We start from the raw sequence: 20,782 nt of genomic DNA, 5'->3' as shown, positions 1-20,782 counted from the left end.
TGAACTCCGGCCACCTGGCAACGTCCAAGGGGGCCCCTTGGAGCATGTGATGACGCAACGATGGCTGGCGGTAACCCTTTTAATGGCCGGTGCCACCAGCTTGGTCGCGGTCATGCCCGCTGCCGTTGCCGATTTTTCGCCCCCGTTTTCGGTTGCCGACCTGCCCGACATCGGTGAGCCTGCCGACCAGTCCATGTCACCGGCTGACGAGCGCCGCATTGGCGCCGAGGTCATGGGGCAGCTTTATCGCTACCAGATCATTGATGAAGATCCGGAGTTGCAGGACTACCTGGTGAAAATCGGCCAACGCCTGCTGGCCGCGAGCAACGCCCCGGAAACCGACATCCGTATCTTTACCGTCGCCGATGGCCGCATCAATGCCTTTGCCCTGCCTGGCGGCTACATCGGCATGAATCGTGGCCTGCTGATGGCCGCTGAGACTGAGAGCGAAATGGCGGGCGTACTGGCCCACGAAATCGCCCACGTCACCCAGCGCCACATCGCCCGAACGCAAGAAGGAACCGGGGTCGCGTCACTGGCCACCTGGGCCGCAGTGTTGCTGGCAATCATTGCCGGCGGCGGCGACTCCGACGTGGTGCTGGGCGCGCTGTCGGCCGGCGGCGCGCTGAACGCGCAGCGGCAAATCAACTACACCCGCAGCCACGAGCTGGAAGCTGATCGTTTGGGCATTCAGACGATGTCGGCAGCCGGCTTCAACCCCGACGGCGTGGTCAACTTTTTCTCAACTCTGGAACAGCAGACCCGTTTGTACGGCGCCGGGGTTCCGGAAATTCTGCGCACCCACCCGCTCAACACGCGACGCATCGCCGAGGCGCGTTCCAGCGCCGCCAAAATGCCGGGGGTTGAGAACGAAGACAACGCCGAATTTGAGCTGATGCGTGCACGTGCACGGGTGCTGTCACAAAGTCGGCCGAGTGAGGCGCTGGAATATTACGGCCAGTTGGTCCGCAAGGGCGATGCGAGCTTGGCCAGTCATTATGGCCTGTCGCTGGCGCTGGTCCGTGTGGGGCAGCCCGAGGAGGCGCTGGCGGCGCTGGCGCCCCTGATCGAATCGCAGCCTCGCAATCTGAATGTATTGCTGGCCCAGGCCGAGGCACAACGGGCTGCGAGGCAGATCAAGGCTGCGTTCGCGACCTACGAGCGCGCGGTGACGCTCTACCCACGCTCTGGCGCGGCAACGCTGGAGTACGCCAGTTGGCTGATCGACCAGGGCGAGCCTGTGGAAGCGCGGCGCCTGCTACTGCGTCACGACCAGGCGCTCGAGCTGCACGTGCAAGGCCTGCGCCTGCTGGCAGATGCCGCGACCTTGACCGGCGACAAGGCCGAGGCGGCCTATCAGATGGGCAACTACCACTTTGCTCGCGGCGATGCCGGCACGGCGCTTTCGCATCTCGACGCCGGTTTGCGGATTGACGATCTCAACGAGCGTGAGCAGGCCCGCCTCACCGCTCGCCGCAACGAAGTTCGCGAGTCGCTGCCGCGCAACTGGACCCCCGAGTACGAACGTACGCGCCGTGTCGGCGCTGCCCACCACCGCACACAGCCCTGACCGCGCTGATCCACGGCGTCCTGCGCGTCAGGCCGACGCTGCGTGTTGTCGCCACCAGCCCCAAGCCTCGCCGAGCATCGCCGTCATCGGCACCGGCTGATACCCGAGATCCTGCTGCGCCAGCCGACAGTTGCAGTACAGGTTGCCGGACATCAGGCTGACCGCTTCACGGGTGATCTCGGGCTCGCGCCGAAAAACGGTCGCCATCCATTCTTCAAGTTGTGCGTAACGGTGCAAAGCCTCGACCGGTAGCGTCCATGCGCGGCGCTCGACGCCCATGACGGCGATGGCCTGACGCAGCAGGTCGGCATAGGTCACCTGCGCGCCGCCCAGCACATAGCGCGGCTGCGGTTTGTCGTGCAGGGCGGCGACCGCCATCACCCTGACCGCTTCACCCACATGCGCAAAGCTGGCGCCGCCTGGCGGCATGGCAGGCAACCGATGCTGCTGTACCAGCTTGAACAGGCGCGACCAGTTGTGGGTGTCATAGCGCCCCATCAGGTGCCCGGGGTTGAATGTCACCACCGACAGGCCGGCACTGCGACCGTGCGCCACCTCGCGTTCGGCCAGCGCCTTGCTACGGACGTAATTCAGCGCCGAGCGGCTGCCGCGACTGGGGGTCTCTTCGGTGATCAGGCCACTGTGCAACCCGAATGCCGCAAGGCTGGACACATGCACCAGCCGTCGTGCCCGCACCTCAAGCGCAACCTTCACGATGTTCCGGGTGCCCTTGACGTGCACCTTGAGCTGCTCACTGCGATGGCGGCTCCACATCTGCGTGTTGCCAGCGACGTGAAAAATGGCGTCAGGCAGGACCGGCACCGGCGCGTCCCAGGTGCGCAGGTCGGTGATGTCGCCCTCGATCCAATCCACTGCAAGGCCATCCAACCACTCTCGGGGTGATGTGGGCCGGCACAGGGCGGTGACCGCCCAACCTTCCTGCACCAAATGGTGGATCAGGTTGAGGCCGACAAAGCCGGTGCCGCCGGTGACGAATGCTTGCGGACGCATCGATACGCCTCCTCTTCCTCCGCCGTCGCCTCTTGGGGCGATCATTTTGCGCCGAGTGTGACGCATCGACTCGGGATTCGCGAATGCGCGGACGCTTCAGCCGATCTGGTCAGGCAAGCGATGAATCGTGCCCCACTGGCGGCATGACGGGCATTGCCAGAAGCGGTTGCGCGGGGTAAACCCACAGTGTTCGCAGCGGTATCCGGCGGCCGACTGCTCCAGGCGCTCAAGCGCCGCGTGCATGGCGGCTGCTGACGCGCGCATGCCCATCGATTCGGTTTCGGGCCGTGGCTCAATCTCGGCGAGAAAGGCCTTGAGCAGCCCGCGGGTCGGCGCCAGCTTGAGCCCGCGCGTAAGCGTGGGCAACGGGTCCTCACCGACGGCACGCTTCTGCGCTGCGGCGGCTGCGATCAACACGGGGGCCTGCGGGTGCATGGCATTGAGGTCTTCAAACGCCTGCGCGCGCAGCGCCGGGTCGTCCACCCGCGCGCAGCATTCTTCGATGGCCGGGACCAGATCCTCAAGAAACCGCGCGTCGAGCTCAGCGGCGCTGACATAGCGTGTCACGGCCGCGCTGGGGTCACCCTGACGCAACAGAATCTGGCCTTGTAGCCAGCGTGCCCGCACCGAACCATTGTCGTGCGACTGCGCCTGCTTGGCGGCCTTCATGGCGACGTCGAACTCGGAACGGGTCAGTGCCTGCTCGGCGCGCTGGCAGTGGTAATGGGCAATTCGATCGGCCTGACTTTGCCCCTTGATCGACGCCAACTGTGTGGCCCAGGTGATGGCCTGCGGCCAGTCCTGACCTTGTTCAGCGAGTGCGATCAATTCCTCCAGCGCAGCCGGGGCAAACGGCGAACGCCCTTCAACCAATTCCATCCAGTACTGCTCGGAGCGGTCCAGCAGGCCGGCTTGCTGGTAGTCGACCGCCAGCTCAAAACGCGCGGCGTCGGCGTGTCGGGCGGCGTCATCGGGGTGGGCCAACACCGCTTCGTGGAGGCGAATGGCGTGCTCGACATTGCCACGCTTGCGAAAGAAATTACCGAGCAACAACTGCAATTCGGGCAGGTTACCCTCGCCTTCACCGGTGGCCTCGGCAATCCAACGCACCGATTGGTCGATTGGCATCGGCGTACCGGCATCAATGGGTGGCGGCTGGCCTGCGGCATTGTTGTTGAACGCCTTGCGGGCAAATGCCCAGCCCAGTGCCATTCCTAGCGGCAGCAGGGTCCATTGCGCCAAAGCATCAATCATGGGGTCTTGGTCATCGCCTTGACGGACGCCGACCGAGCCGGAGGAGTGGCGTGCCCCGGCGAGCTGACCTGACGCAAGTGACGCAACTCGTTTTCGACCGCGGCAAGCCGCTTTTCAGCCCTGCGGCAACGATGGGTCAGCGCCCACTGGCGCAGCCCGCTGACCAGCGCCGTCAACAGCACACCAACCGCAAAGACGATCAGCATCCAGACAATTAGCGGCAGCTCGAACTGCGCGACCAGCAGATCAACACTGACCGGCGCCTGGTTGACGTAGCCCAGCACACCACCAATTAATAAAAATATCAGACACAGAACCAGTAGCAGCATTCTCACGATGACCGCCCCTTGCCGCCAGGCTGGACACTGGCATTGACGCGTTCGCGCAACTCTTTGCCCGGTTTGAAGTGCGGCACCCGCTTGGCCGCGATTTCCACCGGCTCGCCTGTCTTGGGATTGCGCCCGATGCGCGCCGGGCGGTGGTGCAGCGAGAAACTGCCAAATCCTCGGATTTCGATCCGCTCGTCTCGACCCAGCGCCTGGCTGACGCGATCCAGAATGAGCCTGACCGATAGCTCCACGTCCTTTTGCAGCAGGTGCGGTTGCTGTGTTGCCAGATGCTCAATCAATTCAGATTTGGTCATGCAATCGAGTCCGCAGTGTTGGGATTACTCAAGCCCCGAAAACGGGCCTGAATACGTCAAAAAATCCTTTTATTTCAAAACAATACGCAAAAAAGAAAAGCCGCGCAAGCGCGGCTTTTCGATTGACCTCTGCAGCGACGATCAGTTGCCGAGCTGGTCCTTGAGCAGGTCGCCCAGGCTGGTCTTGCCAGTGGTGGCATTGCGGCTGTATTCCGCGACCACTTCGGCTTCTTCCTGGATTTCCTTTTCGCGTACCGACAGTGACACCACGCGGCTCTTGCGATCAACGCCAATGAAGCGGGCTTCAAGGGTATCGCCTTCGCTCAGAATCTTGGTGGCGTCTTCAACGCGCTCGCGCGCCAGGTCGTTGGCACGGATGTAGCCCTCAACCTCGTTACCGAGATCAATGACCGCACCACGGGCGTCAACCGACTTGACGATGCCCTTGACGATTTCGCCCTTGACGTTGTCAGCGATGAACTGTGCCAGCGGATCGGAACTGACCTGCTTGACGCCCAGCGAGATGCGCTCGCGTGAACCATCGATGGCCAGCACCACGGCTTCCAGCTCCTGACCCTTGCTGTAACGACGCACGGCCACTTCGCCGGTTTCGTTCCAGTCGAGGTCGGACAGATGCACGAGGCCGTCGATGCCCCCGGGCAAACCGATGAAGATACCAAAATCTGTAATCGACTTGATGGCACCCGAAACCTTGTCGCCCTTCTGGTGGTTCTGGGAGAACTCTTCCCACGGGTTGACCTTGCACTGCTTCATGCCCAGCGAGATACGGCGGCGTTCGCCATCGATGTCGAGAATCATGACTTCCACTTCGTCGCCGACCTGCACAACCTTGGCCGGGTTGACGTTCTTGTTCGTCCAGTCCATCTCCGAGACGTGGACCAAGCCTTCAACACCCGGCTCGATTTCCACGAAGGAACCGTAGTCGGTGATGTTGGTGACCTTGCCGAACAGGCGGGTCTTCTCGGGATAGCGACGGGCGATGTCTTCCCATGGATCGGCGCCGAGCTGCTTGAGGCCGAGGGACACGCGGCGACGCTCGCGGTCGTACTTGAGGACCTTGACTTCGATTTCGTCGCCCACGGTGACGACTTCGGCCGGATCCTTGACGCGCTTCCAGGTCATGTCGGTGATGTGCAGCAGACCGTCGATGCCGCCGAGGTCCACAAACGCGCCGTATTCGACGAGGTTCTTGACGACGCCGTTGAGCACCACACCTTCCTGCAGGTTTTCGAGCAGCTGTTCGCGCTCGGCGCTGTATTCGGCTTCGAGCACTTCGCGGCGCGACACGACCACGTTGTTACGCAGCTTGTCGAGCTTGATGACCTTGAATTCGAGGGGCTTGCCTTCGAGGTAGGCGGTATCGCGAACCGGGCGAACATCGACCAGCGAGCCGGGAAGGAAGGCGCGCACGGTGCCGATGTCGACCGTAAAGCCACCCTTGACCTTGCCGGTGATGGTGCCGATGACGGTTTCTTTCTGTTCCAGCGCAACAGCCAGTCGTTCCCAGGTCTTGATGCGTTCGGCTTTCTCTTTCGAGAACTTGGTTTCGCCGAAGCCGTCTTCCAGGGTTTCGAGGGCCACTTCCACCATGTCGCCAATAGCAACGGTGTACTCGCCGTCAATCTTGAATTCGTCGAGGGGGATCACGCCTTCGGACTTGAGTCCGGCATCGACGATCACCACATCATTTTTTACGTCCAGCACGCGGGCATTGACAATCGTCCCCGCCTGCATCGATTGACCAGCCTTGAGGCTGGCTTCAAACATCTCAGCAAAACTTTCGCTCATGCAACTCTCGGTTTTCAGGTGGAACATCCGCCACATCCGTGTCAGCGGTCCAGTAATTAAAGAAAGCGAAGCCTCATGCTTCGCCGCTACCGCAGTCCGCGAGCCTTCAATAACCCGGTGACTTCCGCCATAACCGCTTCAGGTGAAAGCAACGTGGTGTCAATCGTCAGCGCGTCTTCAGCGGGAACCAACGGCGCCGTTGCGCGCGTTTGATCCCGCCTGTCTCTGCCTTCAATTTCAAGACAGAGGTCGGCGAGTATAGCGTGCCGCCCCTGCGCCGCCAATTGCCCATGCCGCCGCTGCGCCCGGGCATCCGGGCTGGCCGTGAGAAAGATCTTCAACTCGGCATCGGGGAAAATCACCGTTCCCATGTCACGGCCATCGGCGATCAGGCCCGGAGGCTGGCGAAACGCGTGCTGGCGATCGACCAGTGCCCGTCGCACCGCCGGCCACACCGCGACTTTGGAGGCTTGGTCGCCGGTCGATTCCTGGCGAATCTCGACGGTCACGTCGACACCGTCGAGCACGATGCGCTCCTGCCCGGCCCGCTCGTCGAAGACCACGTCGAGCACGGCGGCCACGTTGGCGAGCGCGGCTTCATCGTCGAGGGCGATGTTGCGCGAGGCGGCGGCAATCGCCAGTGCCCGGTACAGCGCCCCGCTGTCCAACCGGTGCCAGCCCAGCATCCGCGCCAAGGTTTGCGTGACCGTACCCTTGCCCACGCCCGACGGGCCGTCGATGGCGATGACAGGGGCGTTGCGGCGCATCGTCACCGGGTGACTTCGCGCAATCGCAGGCCGGCGGCCTGCATCAATGTCGAGAAACCGGGGAACGAGGTGGCAACGTTGTCGCAGTCACGAATGATGATCGGCTGCTCGGCGCGCAGACCCGCCATGGCAAAACTCATGGCAATGCGATGGTCGCCCAGCGACGCAACCTGCCCCCCGCGCAGACGGCCACCGCTGATACGCGCGCCGTCGGCCAGTGCAACCGCGTCGATGCCCAGCACGCGCAACCCGGTGCACATGGCGCTGATGCGATCCGACTCCTTGACACGCAACTCGGCGGCACCGCTGAGACGGGTTTCGCCCGTGGCGCAGGCCGCGGCGATGAAGATGGCCGGAAACTCGTCAATGGCCGACGCCACCCACGCCGGGTTGATGTCGATGCCGCGCAGCGCGCTGCCCTGGATGCGCACGTCGCCGACCGGCTCGCCGCCAATCGTGCGTTCGTGGCTGATGGCAATGCGGGCACCCATGGCCTCGAGAATATGGATGACACCCGTGCGTGTCGGGTTGAGGCCAACGGCTTCGAGCGTGACATCTGAGCCCGGCGAGATGGCGGCCCCGACCATCAGAAATGCGGCGGATGAGATGTCGGACGGCACGTCGATGTTGGCCGCCAGCAGACGTTGCCCGCCCTGCACCGCCGCATACCCTTCGCGCGCATCGACGGTGACGCCAAATGCGCTGAGCATTCGTTCAGTGTGGTCGCGTGAGGCTTCCGGCTCATGCACTTCGGTCAGGCCGTCGGCGTAAAGGCCGGCCAACAAGATGCACGATTTGACCTGCGCGCTGGCCACCGGGCTGTCGTGGCGGATGGCCTTCAGGCGCTGCGGTGCGGGCTGAATCTCCAGGGGCGCCCGCCCGCCGGGCTGGGTGCCAATGACCGCGCCCATGCGCGTCAAGGGCTCGGTGACACGCTTCATCGGCCGGCGGCGCAGCGACGCGTCACCGGTCAAGGTGGTCGCGAAGGGCTGCGCGGCCAACAGGCCTGACATCAGGCGCATCGACGTGCCGGAATTGCCCACATCCAGAACCTTGCCCGGCGCCTTGAGCCCGTCGATACCCACGCCGGTAATCCGCAGCGATGTGCGGTCAAGACGCTCGACCTGAGCACCCATGGCCTCGAAGGCGCGCAGGGTGCACAGGCAATCCTCCCCATCGAGAAAACCGGTGACGGTGCTGGTGCCTTCGGCCAACGCCGCAAACATGACGGCGCGATGCGAGATCGACTTGTCGCCGGGCACGCGGTGGGTGCCGCTCAGCCGTCCGCCGGGCGCAACCTTGAAACTCAACAGTGACTCGACATCAGACGACATGACGCTCCTGCAAGCCGCCGGGAGAGAACCCGGCTATTCGATGAGGGAAAGGTGTTGCTCGCGAGCTGCGCGGGCGCGCTCGAAGTGGGCGAGCACCTGTGGCCAGTCACCCTGCGCCATCAGGCCGTGCAGGTGCTCCAGCAGGTCAATTTGCTCGCGCAGCAGCTGCAGCAAGGCTGGCGCGTTGGCCTGAACGATGTCGTGCCACAGCTCTGGCTTGCTCGACGCGATCCGGGTGAAATCACGGAAGCCGCCTCCGGCATTGGGGAAGATCTCGGCAGCGTCAGGGTGTCGCGACAGCATGTCGACAAAGGCGTAGGCCAGCACATGCGGCAAGTGCGAGGTGGCGGCAAAAATGTCGTCATGGGCCTGTGCCGTCATCTCGACGACCCGCGCACCCACCGCGCGCCACAAGCCGGCGACCACTTCGACGGCGCGGGCGTCCTGCCGATCATGCGGGGTGATCACCAGACGCTTGCCGCGAAACAGGGCTTCGGAGGCATTCGCCACGCCGCTTTTCTCGGTGCCGGCGATGGGGTGCGCCGCCACGAACCGTGCGGGCACTTCGCCACAGCGCGCGGCAATGTCACGTAAAACCGAACCCTTGGTGCTGCCGACATCGGTAATGATGGCGTCGGCGCGCAAGCCGGCCAGGCAGTCGTCCAGCGAGCTGGCGATGTGCAGCACGGGCACCGCAATCATGACCACGGCGGCATCGGCAACGGCCTCCTCGGCCGAGCGGGCCGCGTGGTCGATCACGCCCAGGTTGAGCGCCGTGTCGAGCTGTTGCTGATCATGGTCGAAGCCGCTGATGGAGCCGACCTCGCCCGCCGCCCGCAGCGCGCGCGCAAACGACCCGCCGATCAGTCCCAGACCGATGATGGCAAGACGTGGAATCACGCCAGCAGCGTCTCTAACGCCGACAGAAATCGATCATTCTCGCGCTCGGTGCCGACGCTGACCCGCAAAAAGGTCGGCATGTCATAGCTGGCCATGGGACGCACGATCACGCCCTGCTCAAGCAGGCCCTGTTGCAGCGGCGCGGCGTCACGGCCGAAGTCGATGGCGATGAAATTCGCCTGGCTCGGCAACACGCGCAAACCTAGGGCCTCGCAGGCGTCCGTAAGTCGACCGCGTTCGCGGATGTTGAGCGTGACCGACTCGCCAACGTGTTCCTGGTCAGCCAAGGCGTGCTCGGCCGCCAACAGGGCCAGCGAATTGAGGTTGAACGGCTGACGCACCCGGTTGAGCAGGTCGGCGATCCGTGGGCTCGACAACGAATAGCCGGCGCGCAGCCCGGCAAGCCCGTAGGCCTTCGAGAAGGTGCGGCAGATCACCACGTTGGGAAAACGCGTCAACCATTGGGTGGCGTCACCGCGATGCGCCGGTGCCATGTAGTCGAAGTACGCCTCGTCGTAGGCCACGACCACATGCGGCGGCACCGTCGCCAAAAATGCCTCGACCGCCTCGGCGCTGAGCGAGGTCCCCGTGGGGTTGTTGGGGTTGGCGATGAACACCAGGCTGATGTCGTCACGCTGGGCCAGCACGCGCGAAAACGCGGCCAGGTCGTGACCGTATGGCGCGTCTGGATGATCAGCCGGCAGTGAGGGCGCCACCACCGCCTCGGCGTCCTGGGCTTGCGTGGCCAGCGCATACACCGCGAACGCGTGCGCCGAGAACAGTGCAGCGCGGCCAGGCCCGAGAAAGATGCGGCTCAAGAATTCGAGCAAGTCGTTGGAGCCGTTGCCCAGGGTGATGCACTCGGGCGCAATGTCATGGTAGGTCGACAACGCGCGCTTCAGTGCGTAGCCACTGCCGTCGGGATAGAGCGCCAGATTGCCCTGCACGGCATCGGCGAGTACCGCCCTGACCTGCGGTGACGGCCCCAGTGGGTTTTCGTTGCTCGCCAGTTTGACGACATTGCTGAGGCCCAGGCGCCGCTGCAGCTCGTCAATGGGCATTCCCGGCGAATAGGGCTGGAGCTTGAGAATGCCCGGCAAGGCAAAGCGATCAGTTGCTGCTGTCATGAAATCACCGCACGCGGATAAGAGCCCAGCACCTTGAAGAACGCCGCGCCGGTACACACCGCATTGAGCGCGTCCCGCACCTCGGCTGTCTCTTGGTGCCCGGAGAAGTCGATGAAAAAGTAGTAGTCCTGAATCGGCGCACCCCCCGTGGGTCGCGACTCGATACGGGTCAGGTCCAGCCCGACGTCGGCAAATGGCTGTAGAAGTTTGAACAAGGCGCCTGGCTGGTTACGGTGCGCCGACAAGACCAGGCTGGTCACGTCATCGCCGGTGGGCGATGGCGCCTGCTTGCCGATCACCAGAAAGCGGGTGGTATTGCTGGGATCATCTTCGATATTGCTGGCCAAGATATGCAGGCCGTAAAGCCGCGCCGCCGGCAGCCCGGCAATGGCGGCGGCGCCGGGCATATTGGCCACCATGCGGGCACCCTCGCCGTTGCTGGACACGGTCTCGCGCCGCGCCCTGGGCACGCGCACATCCAGCCAGCGGCGACATTGGGCGAAGGACTGCGGATGGGCGTAGACCACCTCGATGTCCTCCATCGCCATGGCCGACGACAACAGGTGGTGATGTACCGGCAGCATGACCTCGCCGCAGATCGTCAGCCGGGTCATCACCAGCGCGTCCAGCGTGTGGCTGATGATGCCGCCGATGGAGTTCTCCACCGGCACGACGCCATAGTCGGCGGCGCCGCTCTCGACATCGCGGAAAATATCGTCGATGGCCGCCAGCGGCCGTGCCGTCACCGCGTCGCCGAAGGCTTTGGCAACCGCAGCCTGGGTGTAAGTGCCTTCCGGACCGAGGTAGGCCACCGTCAACGGTGATTCCAGCGACAAGCAAGCCGACATAATTTCGCGCATCAGCCGCGCAACGGTCTCGTTGGTCAGCGGTCCGCTGTTGCGCGCCATGGCCGCCCGCAGCACTTCGGCCTCACGGGCCGGGCGATAGTGATCGCCCTGGTCTCCGGCGCGCTGCTTGAGCAGGGCCACGTGCTGGGCGATGCGCGCACGCTCGCTGATCAACCGCTGCAACTGCTCGTCGAGGGCGTCGATCATGTGCCGCGCGTCGGGCAGCGATTGCGGAAGGGTCATACCAAGAGTCTGCCAGTGGCCTGAAGGGAGGCTCCGCTTGTCAAGGCCATTTCACAACCCATTTGGCCTGTGCCGCAGGAGGCGTTGGCGCCCGCTGCAAGCCATCATCTGAACCGGTGCCTTTCATGCCTTGACTGTGGTGCCGCGAAGAGGAATCGAACCTCCGACCTACTGATTACGAACACCAATCAAGGGGATTATTTATAGTTAAATCAGTTACTTGCACTACCAAGAGTGCCTAATAAGTACCGAAGAATCACGTTGTATTTGCCCCAAAATTGACCCAATGGATCGCGGATCGACGGTCAGCAAAATTATACATAAATAAACGGCAGCTCTGGGTAGGAATCGCATGCAGTTGTGAGGTCGTGAAAGTGAAGAAGGACGTGTCTTTGAGGTTTGTGTACCTCCTGGGTACCCATATTCAGAGTCAACTAAGCACAAGGAGCTGCGCCATGAATCAGTCATCATCGAATCTAAAGAACAACTTCCAGAACCGGACCGCCCCAGACGCTGACGGCCTGGAAACGGTTGACATGGACACCATGCTCCGCAAGATCGGCATGAAGCGCCAAACCGCACTGAACCGCCTTTCTCTGGGCAAGGATATGCCCCCCTACATTCAGGTCTCTGAACGTCGCAAGATGTGGTTTGTCTCGGACATCAAGCAGTGGCTTGAGAGCAGGAGAGTTGTACCGTGCCCGCGCCCGAAAACGCCCCCACCCCTATCGGGCAAACGGCGGCCGGGGCGGCCCACGAACGCAGAGATCGCTGCGCGCAGGCAGTTTGGATGGGGCAAGAATCAATAGGTAGGACTATGCCGCTCGACTAATCCCCTGCATGCGTTCCACTGGGGATCCTCTGAACAACCCACCCAAACGGCGACAATCGTGCACCGGGTTCTACCCCGATAGCACGGGCACTTTCGAGAGAGCCGAAACTGGCCGAAAGGAGTGTTCATTTCGAAACGAAGGAAGTTCAGTCCCGAGTTCAAGCGCGGGGCTGTTGAGCAGATACGCCAGCCGGACCTCAGTTGCGCTCAGGTCGCCCGGAAATTTGGAATCCGCTTGTGAAACCGAGTTGACGGTCATCAATCCAAGATCGCCTTGAGCAAAGCGTCCTTCACGTCAGAGTAGAACTGCACATCAACCCTGGTCGCCATCTCATCCGAGAGATCGATCAACTGCCGCCGGCAGGACACCGGCATCATGATCACCTGAGCGCCTTTTTCGACAGCAATCTCGACCAAGTTCACGGGGTCGTGCACCGGCTCAATCGACCCGCCCAGATTCACCTCGCCTACGATGATCAGGCCGCCGCGAACGCTACGCCGGAGCAACGCCGTGCACATGCCGATGATGCCCGCCACGCCCACCTTGCCGCCGGACTTTGCAGCGTCGAAGGCGCGCAACTGCACGGTGAACTCATGGTGTCTAGGGTCCTTGTCGCCAACGAGTTGCATCGGGCGCGCATAGAGATTCTGCTCAGCAAAGCTCATGCTTTCGCGAAAGGCGGGCGGCACTGGCTTATTCAGAATCTTCATGCCCGAGCCAGGGCCTTCGTTGACCTCAATTCGGAACAGCCCCGGATTTTCTTCGCCGGTGCCGGGGCTGATTGTCCACACCTGCCCTGGCTCCAGCGGGTCGTCGCCGATGCCGCTGGTGCTTTGCAGCTCCGGCGTTGCCACGAACTTTTCAACGCCGTCCTCGCCCATCACGTAACTAAAGTGCGTGTTGCGAAACTCGGCTGCGCCGATGCGCTTTTGCTGTTCCTTCACCCGTCGGCGCACCTCCAAGGCCAGGCGAACAGCCCATTCCAGATCAACGTCCGGAACCTCCTGTGCAACCGGATACAGGAGCTTCAGCAGCCCACTGACGGTCTTGTTGACCGCTGTTGTATCGCGACCAGAAAGCGCACCGCCAAACTGCACGCGGCCTTGCAACAGGCTCAGGCGGCTCTCATTGCGAACCTGGTTCCAGCATTCAGACAGAAAGTCACTGACCAGCCCGAAATGACTGGTGAGCAGATCGTTATTGACCTTTGGCACATCCCAGCCCGGCAGAAAGGCATGAATGCGGTCCATGAACGCGGTGTCATCACGCATCTCTGGCGGCATCGGGCCAAACAGATGACCAATACGCTGCTGATGCTCCACATCCACATCGAAGTTGCCCACCAGCACGATGCTGCCATCAGCGCGGATGCTCTCTTTGCCGCGCGAAAACTCACCGGACTCCATGTAGCCCTTCATGATGTTCACGCCATCCTTCTGGTCAAAGGACACGCCAGACACCTCATCGAAGCAGACCACGTCGTACTGGCAAACCAAACCGCGCTGGCCATTGGCGTTGTTGACGAACATCTTGGCCACAGTCGCCTTACCACCCGAGATCAGGTGGGCGTAGGGCGAGACCTGCTGAAAGAGGTGACTCTTGCCGGTGCCACGCGGCCCAAGATCCACCAGGTTGTAGTTGCGCTCCACGAACGGAACCATCCGCAGCAGCAAGGCATCTTTCTGGCGAGGCTCCAGCCCAGCGGGCTCCATGCCAATCGAGCGCAGCAGAAAGTCCTTCCACTCCTCGGTATTGAAGCGCTCGCGTGCCTTGCCAAGCTTGGCCAGCACGTCACGGCTCGATAACTGAATCTCGCGGATCGACTCCACCCCAAAGGGCCGTCCGGCTTTTTCCTTGGCGATGGCGGCGTCATAACGCAGCGTGATCTCGGCATAGAACCCGCCGGTCAGCATCCGCTCGTGCTCGCTGACCAACTCGGGCGAGATGCGCGCATCTTTGATCTGCAAACTCGGCAGCACGGCAACGTACGTGTCGGTTTTGGTATCGAGTCGCGCCGTGATGATGTCAATCAGCTTGATCTCACCGTCCTCGCGGGCTCGCGACTTGAAGAGCTCTTCCTCCCCGGCCCTCACCGTGCGGGACTGCAACTGCCGCTGAACAATCTTTAGACCTTCCTCAATTTCTTCCGGATCAACGCTCGCGCAGTAGCGCCCGAGTAAGAACTCCACCACGTAGGTGGGCACGGGAAACTGCCGGCTAAAGGTTCGAACCAGGTCTTTGCGGACCAAAAAGCCATCCAGCACTTCCACAGCGCGGCGGTCAATCTCGTCCAGGTCAACACTCATGTCACGCTCCCGATGGTCACCGCTTGCTGGGCAACCAAGTTGTTCTTGTCATCGAGAAGCACCAGCACGGCTTGCTGGCCCGCAAGGTCCTCGTTCTCCACGACCAGTGATGCAGTGCCGTTGGCCTTGAAGGGCTTTGGCGCCACCACCAAGCTCGACTTCGCATCCCCGGCATTGCTGCGTATATCAGCCACCAACGACGCCCAATCATCCTCGACGGCCACCACCACACGCTGCCCTTTCCAGGTCACATCGCTGATGCGTGCTGCGTGGGGCGCGCCGCCAGCGTTGCGCGTCACGGCAAGCTGCAAGGTGAGGCATTCCTGCAGGCTTAGGCCACCGTGGGCGTACTCCTCATTGCGCTTGTAGCAAGAGATACCGTCCGCCAGCGCAAAGCTCTGTTCGGGGTTCCAAAACCATGGAAACACACGCTCTTCAGCCCTGGCGCCCGCCTTGATCGCGGCGCATCGTCCCCACTTGGAATCCACCAACGCCTTGGGCAGTTCGCTCTTCGGCAGGCCACCCGGCATCAACAGCCAGCCATGATCGGTGACCACACGTACCTGCCGCCAACCCGCCGCAAGCAATGCCTGAATGCGATCAGCAATCTCGGCCAGCATCGCGTCCACGCGCAGCGCTAATTTCCAACCGCGACTGTGGCCCTCGCTGTCGATATCGCCAACCTCACACCAAGCCTGGCCGTGGCCAGCGCCAACATCGTTGAGCGCCAGGTAAGCCCAGCCAGCGTCCTTGAGTAGCTTCCGAAGATTGTGGCTGCTCAGCGCGCCCCCACCGTCTGCAACCGAGGGCTCAAAGTCGACGCTGCCCACTACGCCCATGATCTGATGTGCCACGGGCAGCACGGCTGCTTTCCCGGTCGCCGTCACACTCGGCAAGGCCACCCAGTGCGGATGCTCGATCACGTCCAAACCGCCGCGCGCGAGCTCGGCTGCCAGTCGTTTTCCCGTATCGAAACGCAGCCCGTCCACGAACATCACGCAGAGCTCGCCGCACACATACGGCGGCGGCTTCTTCTCGCTGACACCGCCGGGCGCGCGATCCTCGGCTGCCAGCTTTTGAAGATAACGGGCTGAGTCTTCTGCCCACGGCAAGTACAGGCTGCGAATGGCCGTAGAAATCGCGGCAAAATCTGCTGGCTTTCGCGCATGTTCCAGCGCCCTAAGCACTGCGTCATCGGCGCGCCAGCCGTCTCGGGCGTACTCGGCTTGCAGGTCGTGCACGCGGCCGCCGGTGATCGGTGCTTTGGTAACCCGCGCAACCAGCGTCAGGTGTTCCAGCGCACGCGCCAGCGGCGCCTCGCCCAGCTCTGCCCAAACCAAGCCCCGACGCGCGCTGTGTTCGGCCTCTAGCTTTTCAACCTTCTCGCGGGCCTGATGCGGCGCAAGGCTCGCAAGTGTGGATAGATCCGCCCGCAGCACGTTTTCCTGCGTCTCGTTCCACTGTGGCCAACCGCCAACGGTTGCAGCGTCTGCAAACATATCGAACAGCGGTGCCGACACCCGGCGAATCTGTGCCGGTATGTGCGGATAGCGTTGCGGCGCCTCGCAGTAGCGCTGCCAGATTGGCTCCCAGGCGCCACTGCGTTGCGCAAGCTTGCCTGCGGCAGCCAGCGCACCATCCTTGGGTTGAAAGGCGAAGGTCGAGCGGCAAACGCTCTCAAAGGCCGCCCACTCCGGCTCACCGCGCGCCTGACGAAATGCCTCGGGCTCATCAATCCAGAGCAGAAGATCACGAACTGGATCGCCACCGGTCAGCAGGGTATTGAAGTAAGTGGCATCCAGGCGCTTATCGCGCAACACCGATAAAGGCTCTTGCATCACCTGCGACAGCGCCAGCAGCATCGCCGCCTTGCTGTCGCGGTCGCTGCTGACCTCCAGGCCCAGCCCACCCTGGCCCGACATCAAAAATGCCAGCACTGTCCAGTCTTTGGCGTTGAGCTGCGACCAGATCACACCTCGGTACTGCAACTCGGCCAGGGGCTTGAGCGCATCCGGGCAGTTCTCCACAGCGCGCAAGTCCTGCCGACCCACGCCGGGCAGGTAAATAATCGGCGGACGCTGGACGTCAGGCGTTAACTCCGGAACAGCGCCCGCCAGCGCGCAGCGCAGCCAGATGGCCGGGCCGGCGCGATGCTCCGGGTCATACGCCCCAAATACCAGAAGCTCCGGTATCAGTACTTGGAGAGCCGGGATGATGGGCTGCCACTGCGACTCACGATCTGTCCACAAGATGCAGTGCGGCGCACACTCGGCTTCTGCGTTGTACCGAGCGGCACGGCGAACGGCCTCTGCCAGCGCAGCCATTGGCGTATCAGGTTCAGTGGCTGCCATCGTTGATTCCAAAAGCCTCTCGTATTAACGCGAAAAGGTCCGCAGGCAAGCCCGGTACGCCGAGGGACTTCAGCAAGGCTGCGTCCACCTCGTTTCTTACCTCGTCCACAAAACGGCTCATGTCAGTGGCAATTGGCGGACCCAGATCCATCGGCTCACCGGGGGTCAGCAACTGCGTCAGCCGCAGCACGTCACTGCGATGTTTATTGATGGCCTTGCTGTCGATGGCCTCGCCCCGAAGTTTACGGTCACGCAAGTCCAGCCAGGCGCGGGCCTTCAACGGAATCAGGCAGCGCTCGTTCACCACCTGCACACCGCTCAGCATGTACTTGTGAGCATGAATAAATTGATAGTAGTCGTCATCCAGCAGAATGGCCGACAAGCTCTCCACTGTCTCGTCAATCGGTACGGGTGTGAGATGAGCGCCAGCCGCGAGTGGCACAAAGCCCGGCGCCCGCGCAAAGAACTCCAGCATGGCCGGATAGGCAGGGTCAGCGGGCTTCTGAAAGCGATAGAAACACTGCGGCTCCGCCCCCCGTTCCTTGATCGCATAGCCGCCTGCCTCAATAAACGCCCACATCTGCCGACCAAAGTCCGCCGTCAAGGCTTCCACACACAAAACGATGTCGAGGTCCTTGGTCGCGCGGGCTTCGAGCCCGGCGTCTTCGAGGGCGAGCACGGTCGCCACGCCGCCGATGAGCACGTACTGATCTTCGTATCCAGCAAAGTGCGCGGCGAACGTTGCGAGCCCCCTCACCATGGCAACCGACCGCAAAGTTCAGATACCGCCTGTTGCACACGCTCGTCGGTTTGAGCGCGCAGGCTCAACACCAACGAAAGTGGATCGACGCACGGCCCCTCACTCAACCGCTCCGGGGGGTAACGCCATAGCTCGATGCGGCACAGGCCATCGTCGTCATGGGCAATGGTTTCCAGGTCACGGCCAGCGTGTCGCCAGTTCCGGTGCGCCATAGCGTAGGTCGGTATCGGCGGCCCCAAGAGCATCGTCTGTTCTGCCAGCGCAGTTTCGCCGGCAAGCAGGCGGGCCTGTGGCGGCCTTTGTGTCACTCGCACGCGTAGCAAGCGCATGATCGGGTTACGCAGAAACGGTTGCGCCTGGGCCCAGATGGCGGCCAAGGGTTGATCAGAATAGAGCCAACGATGTCGCCCCTCGTCTTCGACCTGCAACAGCCCTGAGTTGATCAGCTCAGCAGCGACGCGGCTGGCTGAGATCGGGCTCAAGCCTAGCGGCTCGGCCAATGCCGTAATCGCACTTGGTAGCACGATGCGTCGAAGCAGTATCGCCAGCAGCACTTGCTGTGCGGCAGGCGACAAATGCTCACCGGGCTGCGCGGGCCGCCCCAGTTCACGGATGCGGGTTTGGACCGTACCCAGCGCTGGCCAGTAGAGCTGCTGCCCTGGCAGGCAGAATGGCTGCTTGAGCTCGACTAAGCGTCGACGGCTGTAGGCATCGAGATGTTGGGTAACCAGGCAGCAGTCCCCCGGTTCATGCTGCAACGACTCAGTTAGCCGACGAAGCTGCTTAAGCAACCGCCCGGGCGGGGGAAGATCCGGCGTCAATGCCTCGATGGCGCAAAGCGCCTGCCCACCCACGGAGATCGCGTAAGGCCGATAGAGCGCCGTCAAGTATTGCGGCAGCGCCGGACGCAGAGGCTTCGGCGCCGTGACCGACGCACCAGTCGTCTGGGCAACGAAGTCGGCGAACTGCGTTATCGAAGGCTCCATAACGAAATGCTACCACTATTTTTAACACTACCATTTTATTTGGTAGCGTCATTTTTCACCCCTGCACCGAACCAGTGCAAAGGCACGGACGCCTTTCAGGCGTGACACCGGCAACGCTTCGATCTACCGGCAGCATCCCACTGCATTCCTTCCTTCGAATGAGTTTGAAATCAAAGCCCCCTGTCTTTCAGGTCCTCAAATTTGGCCGCCATTGTCGGGTTCTGCTTGGTGAGCTTCTTGATCGTCACATCCTGGGCCTTGTCGTTGGCCAGGCGCAGGTTGCGGTCGGTGCCCAGCAGGGCGTCTTTGGTCTTTTGCAGGTGATCGATGGATTTGTCGATCTCGGCGATGGCCGTCTGGAACTTGCGCGAGGCCAGCTCGAAGTTGCGGCCAAAGGCGGATTTGAACGATTCCAGCTCTTCCTCGAAGTTGGTGATGTCGATGTTCTGGGCCCGCACATGGGCCAACTCGGTCTTGTAGGCCAGCGACTTCATCGCTGCATTGCGCAGCAGCGTGATCATCGGGATGAAAAACTGCGGGCGGATCACGTACATCTTCGGGTGGCGGTGAAACACGTCAACGATGCCGCCGTTGTAGAGCTCGCTGTCCGGCTCCAGCAGGGAGACGAGAATCGCGTACTCGCAGCCTTTCTCGTTGCGGTCCTTGTCCAGCTCCTTGAAGAAGTCCTCGTTCTTCTTCTTGGTGGCGGTGGTGTCGCTCTCGTTTTTCATCTCGAACATGATCGAGACGATCTCCGTGCCAGCCTCGTCGACATCGCGGAAGATGAAATCGCCCTTGCTGCCCATACGGGCGTCGTTGTCCTTCTCGAAGTGTGCGCGCGGGAACGCCGTGGACCGAATTCGGTTGAACTCGGTCTCGCAATGCTGCTCAAGTGACTCACCGACCATCTTGGTGGAAAGACGCGCCTTCATGTCTTTCAGGCGCTCGATGGCGTCGTCGCGATCCTTGATCTGGGTTTCGTACTTGTCCTTCAGGGCCTTTTCGGCCAACGCCTTCTCCAGCTCGGCATGTTTGAGGTTATTGCGCAGCTCGTCGCGTTCTTTCTCCACCGTGTTCACAGCTTGCGTCACCGCCAGCTTGTGGGTGGTTTCGCTGGCTTCGAGCCTGGCTTTGAGCTGCTGAATTTCCGCATCCTTGCGCGCCTCAGCCTCCTGAAGCTTCTGCAGCAGTTGGGCTTCGGAAAGCTGCGAGGCCGCTTGCTTGTCCTGCTTTGCCTGGGCCAGTTCAGCGGCCAGCTTGTCGCGCTGCTGCTCGATAGCCTTCAGGGCTTCCGTTACGGCCAGCTTGCGCTCCAGCGCCTCGCCTTCGAGCTTGGCTTTCAGGGCCTGAATCTCGGCGTCCTTCGCAGATGCCGTCTTCTGCATCTCATTAACGGCGGACTGCTTGGCCAGCTTGACGGCACTGAGTTTGTCCTTCTCGGCCAGCTCCAGGCGGTCATGCAGTTGCTGCTCGAACTCGCTGTCGCGGACTTGCTTCAAGATGTCGGCATAGCCGGACTCGTCAACCTTGAAGGCCTTTTGGCAGTGGGGGCAGATAATGTCGTTCATGGTTTGGCGTCCTCCCTTCTTGATCTTTTCGGCGCTCAGATTTCCGCCAGCTCCTCAAGCTCGCGAATCCAAACGTCGAAGCGATAACACTCTCGTCGAAGCACATCGAGCCCAATGTCCAGCGAAATAAGGGACCCATGCACAGGCTTGTCGTAGCCCCGACAAATTTTGCGAATGCGTTTCGACGGCGCCGTGGCGACCCCGTCGTTGATGTGCTCGGGGCTCTGGAAGTCCTTACGAATGGTGGCCAGGGCATCGACCACATCCGCGCCATCAAACCAGCCGCCGAACGCCTCGATACGGCTGAACAGCAGGCCCTCGAACTCATGCACCACGACGTTAGGAATGAAGTTTGCCTGGTTCACGCTGGCACGCATGCCTGCTTCGATGGCGCTCGCTCGTTGGAACGAGTCGCCAGTCGCCCCCTGTCCGGGAAAATCCGACGGCAGCCCGTATAGATCGATCAAGGTGG

The 20,782-nt window shown here is 62.1% G+C and carries 18 protein-coding genes and 1 pseudogene; 3 read left to right on the top strand and 16 right to left on the bottom strand.

Annotated elements, in window-relative coordinates; all coding sequences use genetic code 11:
* Positions 1-49: 49 nt before the first annotated feature.
* Positions 50-1,570: a M48 family metalloprotease gene (locus U741_RS0110900; protein ID WP_029890504.1), complete on the top strand. Its 1,521-nt coding sequence runs from the start codon at positions 50-52 to the stop codon at positions 1,568-1,570.
* 27 nt (positions 1,571-1,597) lie between these two features.
* Here U741_RS0110900 and U741_RS0110895 read toward each other — a convergent pair whose 3' ends face one another.
* The 10 genes from U741_RS0110895 to pheA form a co-directional block, all read right to left on the bottom strand.
* Positions 1,598-2,581, bottom strand: coding sequence for an NAD-dependent epimerase/dehydratase family protein (locus tag U741_RS0110895; RefSeq protein WP_029890503.1), 984 nt, complete (start codon positions 2,579-2,581; stop codon positions 1,598-1,600).
* Between the two features lie 96 nt (positions 2,582-2,677).
* Positions 2,678-3,835, bottom strand: a complete 1,158-nt coding sequence (locus U741_RS0110890; RefSeq protein WP_152551574.1) for a hypothetical protein — start codon at positions 3,833-3,835, stop codon at positions 2,678-2,680.
* Positions 3,832-4,164, bottom strand: coding sequence for a LapA family protein (locus U741_RS0110885; RefSeq protein ID WP_084154807.1), 333 nt, complete (start codon positions 4,162-4,164; stop codon positions 3,832-3,834). The genes U741_RS0110890 and U741_RS0110885 overlap by 4 nt, the downstream gene beginning before the upstream one ends.
* A 2-nt stretch (positions 4,165-4,166) precedes the next feature.
* Entirely contained in the window at positions 4,167-4,478 is a 312-nt protein-coding gene (locus U741_RS0110880; RefSeq protein ID WP_029890500.1) for an integration host factor subunit beta, read from the bottom strand.
* Positions 4,479-4,619: 141 nt separating this feature from the next.
* On the bottom strand, positions 4,620-6,287 hold the full coding sequence (gene rpsA / locus U741_RS0110875) for a 30S ribosomal protein S1 (RefSeq protein WP_029890499.1): 1,668 nt from the start codon (positions 6,285-6,287) through the stop codon (positions 4,620-4,622).
* Between the two features lie 86 nt (positions 6,288-6,373).
* The gene (gene cmk, locus U741_RS0110870; RefSeq protein ID WP_029890498.1) at positions 6,374-7,054 is read right to left on the bottom strand and encodes a (d)CMP kinase; all 681 of its coding nucleotides are present in this window, start codon (positions 7,052-7,054) and stop codon (positions 6,374-6,376) included.
* 2 nt (positions 7,055-7,056) lie between these two features.
* Entirely contained in the window at positions 7,057-8,388 is a 1,332-nt protein-coding gene (aroA, locus tag U741_RS0110865) for a 3-phosphoshikimate 1-carboxyvinyltransferase (RefSeq protein ID WP_029890497.1), read from the bottom strand.
* 33 nt (positions 8,389-8,421) lie between these two features.
* Positions 8,422-9,288 (bottom strand): prephenate dehydrogenase, encoded by an 867-nt coding sequence (locus U741_RS0110860; protein ID WP_029890496.1) that lies wholly within the window; start codon positions 9,286-9,288, stop codon positions 8,422-8,424.
* Positions 9,285-10,415 (bottom strand): histidinol-phosphate transaminase, encoded by a 1,131-nt coding sequence (gene hisC / locus U741_RS0110855; RefSeq protein ID WP_029890495.1) that lies wholly within the window; start codon positions 10,413-10,415, stop codon positions 9,285-9,287. Before hisC ends, U741_RS0110860 begins: the two co-directional genes overlap by 4 nt.
* On the bottom strand, positions 10,412-11,506 hold the full coding sequence (gene pheA / locus U741_RS0110850) for a prephenate dehydratase (RefSeq protein WP_029890494.1): 1,095 nt from the start codon (positions 11,504-11,506) through the stop codon (positions 10,412-10,414). The genes hisC and pheA overlap by 4 nt, the downstream gene beginning before the upstream one ends.
* A gap of 455 nt (positions 11,507-11,961) precedes the next feature.
* Between pheA and U741_RS18430 the strand changes: the two genes are divergently transcribed.
* Both U741_RS18430 and U741_RS18970 read left to right on the top strand, forming a co-directional pair.
* Positions 11,962-12,315: a helix-turn-helix transcriptional regulator gene (locus U741_RS18430; RefSeq protein WP_152551573.1), complete on the top strand. Its 354-nt coding sequence runs from the start codon at positions 11,962-11,964 to the stop codon at positions 12,313-12,315.
* Positions 12,316-12,465: 150 nt separating this feature from the next.
* Positions 12,466-12,573 (top strand): annotated as a pseudogene (locus U741_RS18970) (transposase); the annotation flags it as partial.
* Positions 12,574-12,596: 23 nt separating this feature from the next.
* Here U741_RS18970 and brxL read toward each other — a convergent pair.
* The 6 genes from brxL to U741_RS0110815 all read right to left on the bottom strand — a co-directional run bounded on the left by brxL (position 12,597) and on the right by U741_RS0110815 (position 20,777).
* The gene (brxL, locus tag U741_RS0110840) at positions 12,597-14,645 is read right to left on the bottom strand and encodes a BREX system Lon protease-like protein BrxL (RefSeq protein WP_029890492.1); all 2,049 of its coding nucleotides are present in this window, start codon (positions 14,643-14,645) and stop codon (positions 12,597-12,599) included.
* Positions 14,642-16,996: a BREX-1 system phosphatase PglZ type B gene (pglZ, locus tag U741_RS0110835; RefSeq protein ID WP_029890491.1), complete on the bottom strand. Its 2,355-nt coding sequence runs from the start codon at positions 16,994-16,996 to the stop codon at positions 14,642-14,644. The genes brxL and pglZ overlap by 4 nt, the downstream gene beginning before the upstream one ends.
* The gene (locus U741_RS0110830; RefSeq protein WP_029890490.1) at positions 16,983-17,756 is read right to left on the bottom strand and encodes a hypothetical protein; all 774 of its coding nucleotides are present in this window, start codon (positions 17,754-17,756) and stop codon (positions 16,983-16,985) included. Before U741_RS0110830 ends, pglZ begins: the two co-directional genes overlap by 14 nt.
* Positions 17,750-18,643: a hypothetical protein gene (locus tag U741_RS0110825; protein ID WP_152551572.1), complete on the bottom strand. Its 894-nt coding sequence runs from the start codon at positions 18,641-18,643 to the stop codon at positions 17,750-17,752. The genes U741_RS0110830 and U741_RS0110825 overlap by 7 nt, the downstream gene beginning before the upstream one ends.
* 269 nt (positions 18,644-18,912) lie before the next feature.
* Positions 18,913-20,310 carry a DUF2130 domain-containing protein gene (locus tag U741_RS0110820; protein WP_029890488.1) on the bottom strand — a complete coding sequence of 466 codons (1,398 nt, stop codon included), beginning with the start codon at positions 20,308-20,310 and terminating at the stop codon, positions 18,913-18,915.
* A 35-nt stretch (positions 20,311-20,345) separates the two neighbouring features.
* On the bottom strand, positions 20,346-20,777 hold the full coding sequence (locus U741_RS0110815) for a DUF4276 family protein (protein WP_084154806.1): 432 nt from the start codon (positions 20,775-20,777) through the stop codon (positions 20,346-20,348).
* Between the last annotated feature and the right edge of the window lie 5 nt (positions 20,778-20,782).

The sequence above is a fragment of the Polycyclovorans algicola TG408 genome, assembly GCF_000711245.1.
Taxonomy (GTDB): domain Bacteria; phylum Pseudomonadota; class Gammaproteobacteria; order Nevskiales; family Nevskiaceae; genus Polycyclovorans; species Polycyclovorans algicola.
This window is presented reverse-complemented; position numbering and strand designations above follow the sequence as displayed.